The sequence below is a fragment of the Pseudomonas rossensis genome (genome assembly GCF_039888995.1).
GTDB lineage: Bacteria > Pseudomonadota > Gammaproteobacteria > Pseudomonadales > Pseudomonadaceae > Aquipseudomonas > Aquipseudomonas rossensis.
On the sequence record NZ_JBBWCB010000394.1, the window covers coordinates 1 to 238 of the forward strand.

At 60.9% G+C, this 238-nt stretch carries 2 protein-coding genes; both read right to left on the reverse strand.

Translation table 11 applies throughout. The features are described from left to right. Positions 1–100: hypothetical protein (locus WLY71_RS31005; RefSeq protein WP_347806615.1), on the reverse strand; the 100-nt coding region annotated here is incomplete at its 3' end. Beyond that, the coding region (gene pqqD, locus WLY71_RS31010; protein WP_347806616.1) for a pyrroloquinoline quinone biosynthesis peptide chaperone PqqD at positions 78–238 on the reverse strand (161 nt) is incomplete at its 5' end. The genes pqqD and WLY71_RS31005, both read right to left, overlap by 23 nt.

A 238-nucleotide genomic window follows, 5' to 3' on the forward strand; every position in this document is an offset into this window, starting at 1 on the left:
TGGAGCAATACGGGCATTGCAGCGGGCAACGATAGGTCAACTCCGCCAACAGCCACAGCGGCGGACCCGGACGCGAGTCACTCGATCCAGAATTGAGCATGGGCCACCTCCAGAAACGCCAGCACATCTTCGTCGATCCCCGGTACGCCGGGGAAACTCGCAGACAGTCGATCAATGATCGCCGCGACACTGCGCTGGCCGTCCACCAGATCAAGGATCTGCCCGGCACTGATGTTGA